General features: G+C 35.2%; 7 protein-coding genes. 6 read left to right on the forward strand and 1 reads right to left on the reverse strand.

Features of this window, described 5'->3' with window-relative positions; translation table 11 throughout:
- Window positions 1-103 precede the first annotated feature (103 nt).
- A complete protein-coding gene (locus GSM_RS12220) occupies window positions 104-1,210 on the reverse strand; it encodes a M24 family metallopeptidase (RefSeq protein ID WP_003689707.1) in 1,107 nt (368 codons plus the stop codon).
- Between the two features lie 199 nt (window positions 1,211-1,409).
- Here GSM_RS12220 and ccpA point away from each other — a divergent pair, with 199 nt between their 5' ends.
- The 6 genes from ccpA (at window position 1,410) to GSM_RS12250 (ending at window position 6,808) form a co-directional block, all read left to right on the forward strand.
- Window positions 1,410-2,411 carry a catabolite control protein A gene (gene ccpA / locus GSM_RS12225; RefSeq protein WP_003689705.1) on the forward strand — a complete coding sequence of 334 codons (1,002 nt, stop codon included), beginning with the start codon at window positions 1,410-1,412 and terminating at the stop codon, window positions 2,409-2,411.
- A gap of 18 nt (window positions 2,412-2,429) precedes the next feature.
- Entirely contained in the window at window positions 2,430-2,927 is a 498-nt protein-coding gene (locus tag GSM_RS12230; protein WP_003689703.1) for a VanZ family protein, read from the forward strand.
- A gap of 93 nt (window positions 2,928-3,020) precedes the next feature.
- The gene (locus GSM_RS12235) at window positions 3,021-3,749 is read left to right on the forward strand and encodes a YebC/PmpR family DNA-binding transcriptional regulator (protein ID WP_003689702.1); all 729 of its coding nucleotides are present in this window, start codon (window positions 3,021-3,023) and stop codon (window positions 3,747-3,749) included.
- Window positions 3,750-3,855: 106 nt separating this feature from the next.
- The gene (gene rbsK / locus GSM_RS12240; RefSeq protein WP_003689700.1) at window positions 3,856-4,761 is read left to right on the forward strand and encodes a ribokinase; all 906 of its coding nucleotides are present in this window, start codon (window positions 3,856-3,858) and stop codon (window positions 4,759-4,761) included.
- 108 nt (window positions 4,762-4,869) lie between these two features.
- Window positions 4,870-5,823, forward strand: coding sequence for a competence type IV pilus ATPase ComGA (gene comGA, locus GSM_RS12245; RefSeq protein ID WP_235720385.1), 954 nt, complete (start codon window positions 4,870-4,872; stop codon window positions 5,821-5,823).
- Window positions 5,801-6,808: a type II secretion system F family protein gene (locus GSM_RS12250; RefSeq protein ID WP_003689696.1), complete on the forward strand. Its 1,008-nt coding sequence runs from the start codon at window positions 5,801-5,803 to the stop codon at window positions 6,806-6,808. The genes comGA and GSM_RS12250 overlap by 23 nt, the downstream gene beginning before the upstream one ends.
- The last annotated feature ends 51 nt before the right edge of the window (window positions 6,809-6,859 follow it).

Raw genomic sequence — 6,859 nt, forward strand, 5'->3', positions numbered from 1 at the left:
CACTTTGAGGCGGCTTTTTTGTTTATTTCTGTTAAAATTGTGTCCGATAAGTCAACGTTTTCTTTCAAGTCGTGAAAAACACAATATTTAGAAAATAATAAGATCAATTGTTTGGAATAAATTGAAGTTCTTTGGAAGTATGAGTGAATGGTTCGGCACCTTTTTCTGTAACATGGACACAATCCTCAATTCTAACACCTGCCACACCTGGAATATAAATTCCGGGTTCAATAGAGAAACACATACCAGGTTCAAGTTGTAGATTGTTTCCCTCCATTATTGAAGGAAATTCGTGCTCACTTTGGCCCATGCCATGACCCAAACGATGAATGAAATATTCTCCATAACCTGCTTTTGTAATAATATCTCGAGCAATCTTATCAAGCTCAGCAGCAGTCATCCCTGGTTTTACAGCAGCCTGTGCTGTCAGTTGCGCATCTAGGCATACGTTGTAGATGTCACGGGCTTTGTCGCTTAGTGTATCTCCAAAGGCAACTGTACGGCTTGCATCAGAGATGTAGCCATCAAAGACAACTCCAAGGTCGAATAAAACAAGTTCGTTAGCTTTTATAAAGTCTTTTTTAGGTACACCATGAGGTTCTGCAGCATTTGCTCCACTTTGGATTATCGTATCAAAACTGGTATGCATGATGCCCTTTTTCTTTAATGCATATTCAATTTCTGCAACAATATCTTGTTCTGTTTTTGCTGTGCTAAGAGCTTTAAAACCTGTTTCAAATGCAAAATCGGCCCATTTTCCAGCAATCTCTAATTTCTCGATTTCATCAGGTGTTTTAATAAGCTGTAATTTTTCAATAAAAGGCGTTAAATCCCCAGCAAATATTGCATCAGGAAATTTTTGTCTGATAGTCTCAAAACGATTTACGACAAGATTTCCCTTTTCAATGGCCCATTTTTTAGGACTATTAACTCGATGTAAGATCTGACTTTTAATTATTTCGTATGGGTCTTCGTGATCTAAATATCCGTAAACGGGATATTTCCAACCAGTATCTTTGACCGCCTCCACTTCCAGTGCTGGTGCAAAGATAAATGGATCTTGATCTGGGAAGATGAGCAATGCTAAAACTCGTTCAATAGGATCACTTTCAAATCCTGTCAAATACTGAATATTTTTGAAATTACTAATGTAACCAAGTTGGTAGTTATTTTCTCCTAACCAGCTTTGAATAGATTCAATGTGTGACATTTTATCGCTCCTTTAAAATTTAATAAATTTATTATAGCATATTAGGAGGACAATAAATCATGGTTTTCATAAACTGAAAATCGTATGAAAAGGTAACGAAATGGACTGTGAAACGCTTGCAAAAGTGTATTTTTTTTGCTAAATTATAGGGTGTTATGAAAATGATTTGAAAAGAGAATTATCAAAAGGAGAATTAGTTATGGATAAACAAACAATTACAATTTATGACGTAGCACGTGAAGCTGCTGTGTCTATGGCAACAGTTTCACGTGTTGTTAATGGTAATCCCAATGTTAAACCTGCAACACGTAAGAAGGTTCTGGAGGTAATTGATCGACTTGATTATCGACCAAATGCTGTAGCAAGAGGTTTAGCAAGTAAGAAGACAACAACTGTGGGTGTTATAATCCCTGATGTTTCTAATGTATACTTCTCTTCTTTAGCACGAGGAATTGATGATGTTGCAACAATGTACAAGTACAATATTATTCTTGCCAACTCGGATAATAATAGTCAAAAGGAGATTCAAGTTTTAAATACACTTTTGGCGAAACAAGTTGATGGAATTATTTACATGGGTAATAAAATTAGTGACGAACTAAGAACACAATTTGATAGAAGCAAGACACCAATTATTTTGGCAGGTTCTGTCGACCCCAAAAATGAAATTGGTAGTGTACATATTGATTATGTTGCTGCTGTTGAAGAAGCTGTTTCAGACTTGATTACCCATGATAATAAGAAAATCGCTTTTGTCTCTGGACCACTGGATGAAGCTATAAATTCGGAATATCGTTTGAAGGGATATAAAAATGCTCTTGCAAAACACAATATAAGTTTTGATGAAGACCTAGTTTTTGAGACAGATTATAGTTATCGTGCTGGTGAAATTTTGTGGCCTGCAATTGTCTCTGTCGGTGCAACCGCTGCTTTTGTAGGAGATGATGAATTAGCGGCGGGTGTCATGAATGGTGCGCAAGATGCTGGAGCCAATGTTCCTAATGAATTCGAGGTCGTTACAAGTAATAATTCAAAAATAACAGAAATTGTTCGTCCGAAACTATCATCAATAACTCAACCGTTATATGATATAGGGGCTGTTTCAATGCGATTTTTAACAAAATTGATGAATAAAGAGGAAGTCACAGAAAAAGTTGTTGAGTTACCTTATGGTTTCATTAAGCGCTCGTCGACCAAGTAAAATTCGGGGGCATATTGATTGAAAAGAAATTTTAAAATAGATGCCAATACCCTCTTATTATTGGCATTTCTTGTGATGGCAATCTTGTTTATTAGTTCTTCAATGACGTATAAGCAGCAGACCTCTGTTCCTTTTTTAGAAAAATATTTGAGTGGAGAACCATTTAAAAATATTTTGGGCGGTGTTTCATTCGACTATGCTACTGAAAAAATTAGTATAGCAGAGGTTGGGTATTTTAAATTTGTAGAGTTCTTTTTGAGAAAAGGTGCTCATTTTTTCTTTTATTTTTTGATGGGAACATTCCTGTATTTAGGCTTAAAGAAACGTTTAAAAAGTATTTTATTAACGGTTGTGACTGCATTTCTTGCTACAGTAGGTTATGCTGCACTTGATGAATTTCACCAGATGATTACTGGTGGGCGGACACCATTGTTTCAAGATGTAATATTGGATGGTATCGGCGCAATTGTTGGAATTTTGTGTATCGGGATATATTTTGAGAGAAAAATTAAGTAATTTAAAAATTCTTGCTTTAATGGAACTTTTTTGATATACTTTACTACGATTGTGTTATCACTTTTATAATAATTTCGGAAAGAGGTATTAGAAATGTCAGGACATTCTAAATGGAATAACATCCAAGGCCGAAAAAATGCCCAAGATGCTAAACGTGGAAAAATTTTTCAAAAGCTATCACGAGAAATCTATATGGCGGCAAAGAGTGGTGGTCCTGACCCAGATTCTAATCCACAATTACGTTTAATGGTCGATAAGGCACGTGCTGCAAATATGCCAAAAGACAATATCAAACGTGCGATTGATAAGTCGACTGGTGCAGATGGTGCAAATTATGAAGAGATTACTTATGAGGGATATGGTCCAGCTGGAATTGCCATTTTGGTTCATACGTTAACTGATAATCGTAATAGAACAGCTTCGGCAGTTCGTGCTGATTTCACAAGAAACGGTGGAAATTTGGGTGAATCTGGATCGGTAAGCTTTATGTTTGATCGTCGCGGTTATATCGCTATTGACCGTGAAGATTTGGATGTTGATGAAGATCAAATGTTTGAAGATGTGATTAATGCAGGTGCAGAAGACTTGCAAACTTCAGATGATGTTTTTGAAATATATACAGATCCAAAGGATTTTGCAGAGGTCAGAGATGAACTTCAAAAGAAGTATGAATTAGATACTGCGGAATTGACGATGATACCACAAACTTACGTGCCAGTTCCAGAAGATAAAGTTGAACAATTAGAGCGTTTGATTGATCGACTTGAAGACGAGGATGATGTTTCAGAGGTCTATCATTCTGGTGAATTTCCTGATGCTTAAGTTATAATTAAATTGAATTTTGTATCCCTTGTTAGTTGTTGGTCTTAACTAACGGGGATATTTTTTTAGAAATGATATAATTTAATTCAAAAGGGGGTGCAGAATAATGAAGAGAATTACAATTCTTGGAAGTATTAATGTTGATGTTATTTTGGAAATTTCCCGCCTACCTAAACCGGGTGAGACAATGCCAATGAAGTCACTTTCAACTGCAGGTGGAGGAAAGGGTGCCAATCAAGCAATTGCTGCGGTACGAAGCGGGGCAGCTACAACATTTATTGGTAAAGTTGGTGATGATGCTTACGGGGAAAAGATGCTTACAATATTAAAAGAAAATAATATTGATACATCGTCAGTAATTATTAAAAAAGGTGGGCAAACTGGTCAGGCATATATTTTGTTACAAGAATCTGGACAGAACAGTATAATCATAAATGGGGGCACTAATCGTGAAATAACTGCCGATGACGTGATAAAAGCGCAAAATAGTATTAAAAATGCTGATTTCTTAATTGCCCAATTTGAAGTAGATATTGAGCGAATACTAGAAGCTTTTATAATTGCTCATAAGAATAAAGTGGTGACGATTTTGAATCCAGCACCAGCTAAAGATATTACAGATGACTTACTAAAACTTACAGATTTGATTGTTCCCAATGAAATTGAAGCGCAAATGATGACAGGAATTGAGATTACGGACGAGAATACGGCTGCTGAAGCTGCCAAAATATTGCGCGAGAGAGGTGTAAAAAATGTCATTATTACACTTGGGAGCCAAGGTGCTTACTATTTGACTGAAAATGAAGATGGACTTATTCCCGCGTTGAAAGTGAATGCAATTGATACAACAGCGGCCGGTGACACATTTATCGGAGCATTGTGTTCACAGTTGGGAAATAACTTAGCGAATATTAAAGAGGCTATCAAGTATGCTACAAAGGCTTCGTCTATCACAGTTCAAACGCTTGGAGCAATTCCTTCAATTCCAACAATAAAACAAGTTAATGGATAAGAATGAAATGTTAGTAACAAAAAACCGCAATTTTTATTGCGGTTTTTTTGTATGATAGAAAATTCTCTGCGTACTTATGGTACAAGGAGGTGAAGTCATTTGAATGAAGTGGTTCAAGGAATATTTGAAGCTGCAATTAAAAAACATGCAAGTGATATTTCTTTGCATCCATATCTTGATGCATATGAAATTAGACTAACAATAATGGGAGAAAGCCAACTTTATCAAGTAATTGATTTTGAGAGAGGAAAACAAATAATTAATAATCTCAAATTTCGTTCTAGCATGTCTTTGAGTGAGCATAGGAGACCACAAACTGGAGCAATGACAATTCGTAACGGTGTTTATAGCCGCATGGCAAGCGTGGGTGATTTCTTAGGTAGAGAAGCAGTTGTTATTAGATTGATATATCAAAGAACAAGTGATTTGAATGAGTATTTTTTTGAAGAACAATTGAATTTGATTTTGAGTAAAGCACAAAACAAAGGGTTAATTTTGTTTTCTGGACCGGTGGGCTCAGGGAAAACTTCAACAATGTACCAGGTTGCTCGCAAAATAGGACAACAAGTTATGACCATTGAGGATCCCGTCGAGATTTTTGAACCAAGGTTTTTGCAATTACAAGTCAATAACTTGGCACAAATGGATTATCCAGCCATGATAAAGGCGACGCTTAGACATAGATTTGATGCGCTGATAGTAGGAGAAATCCGTGATGAAGAAACAGCAAGAAATACTGTGAAAGCAGCATTAGGAGGTCATTTGGTTCTAAGTACTGTGCATGCTCTGAATGCTGTCGGAGTGGTTAATAGAATGTTATCTTTTGGAATTAAAAGAGAGGATTTGAAACAAACGCTGAGATTGATTAACTATCAAAGATTGATTCCAACTATGCAAAAAGGAAAAAGTAAAGTGCTATTTGAACAGTTAACACACGAACAGTTAGCAAGTACAGAAGTTGACAATACCAAAATATCGTGCGATTGGAGTGAGAAACTTGCGGAATGTTTACAGAAAAAAAGGATTACAGAGGATATTTTTGAAAAGTTTAAGGAAGGATGAAAAAATTAATTGGTCAATAAAGCAACAAACGCTATTTTTTAAAACATTGGGAGATTTAATTTATTCTGGTTTTTCATTGAAGCAATCTCTTAATGATATAATGATTTTTTTTCCAAAACAAAGCAAAATTTGTAGAATAATTCAGAAAAAAATAGAAATGGGTAATACTTTTTGTTCAGGATTGGAAGGATTGGTTAATCAAGATACGTATAACCAGCTTTTGATAGCAGAACGATTTGGTTTCCTTCCAAGAAGTCTAAAGCAGATTGGTTCATTACGGGAAAAAGGAGAAGAACAGAGAAGAAAATTAGTGGGAGTATTGTTATATCCAGTAATGTTGTTAATAATGCTGGGTGGGTTAAGCATAGCGATGCACTTTTTGTGGCAGCCGCAAATGACAGATTTAGGTATAAAGTCTACAAGTGCTAATCAGTACAATATATGGGGATCACTTGGGTTGACCATAACTTTTGTTGGCATTTGTCATGAAGCAAGGAGATATTCAAAATTACCCGTTTTGAAAAAGAGACAGAAATTATGCAAGTTGCCTGTTATTGGTAGTTTATTTAGGGAATACTATGCGTACTATATTACTTTTAACCTGGCAATTTTACTAAAAGAAGGGATGAATATTAAAGAAATTTATTTCTTCTTGAAAAATTTTAAGAAGGACACATTCTTGTATGAAATCGGTAGAGAATTAGGAAATACTTTAGAAAGTGGTAATGATATTTATGAACTTATAGCTAAATATGAATTTTTTCCTTCAGAAATCAGTTTATTTCTACAAAAAGGAAAGGTACTGAGTTTAGTCGGAGAAGAACTTTTTTTCTTTTCCGAAATGATTTACAAGAGGTTAACACTTCAAATCAATCGTTTGATAGAGATGGTACAACCAATTTTATTTATTATTATTGCGGTAATAATAGTTGTTACGTATTTAAGAATGTTAACACCAATTTATAGTAATTTAGGAGGGGCATAATTATGGTGAGAAAAGAAAAAAGATTATCTGGATTTACTTTAATCGAAATGT

The sequence above is a fragment of the Liquorilactobacillus mali KCTC 3596 = DSM 20444 genome (genome assembly GCF_000260415.1).
In the GTDB taxonomy this organism is placed as follows: Bacteria; Bacillota; Bacilli; order Lactobacillales; family Lactobacillaceae; genus Liquorilactobacillus; species Liquorilactobacillus mali.

What these genes read in the sequence shown, in the direction of transcription:
- GSM_RS12220 (WP_003689707.1), bottom strand. Translation starts at nt 1,210, where the DNA reads ATGTCACACATTGAATCTATTCAAAGCTGGTTAGGAGAAAATAACTAC.
- ccpA (WP_003689705.1), top strand. Translation starts at nt 1,410, where the DNA reads ATGGATAAACAAACAATTACAATTTATGACGTAGCACGTGAAGCTGCT.
- rbsK (WP_003689700.1), top strand. Translation starts at nt 3,856, where the DNA reads ATGAAGAGAATTACAATTCTTGGAAGTATTAATGTTGATGTTATTTTG.
- GSM_RS12235 (WP_003689702.1), top strand. Translation starts at nt 3,021, where the DNA reads ATGTCAGGACATTCTAAATGGAATAACATCCAAGGCCGAAAAAATGCC.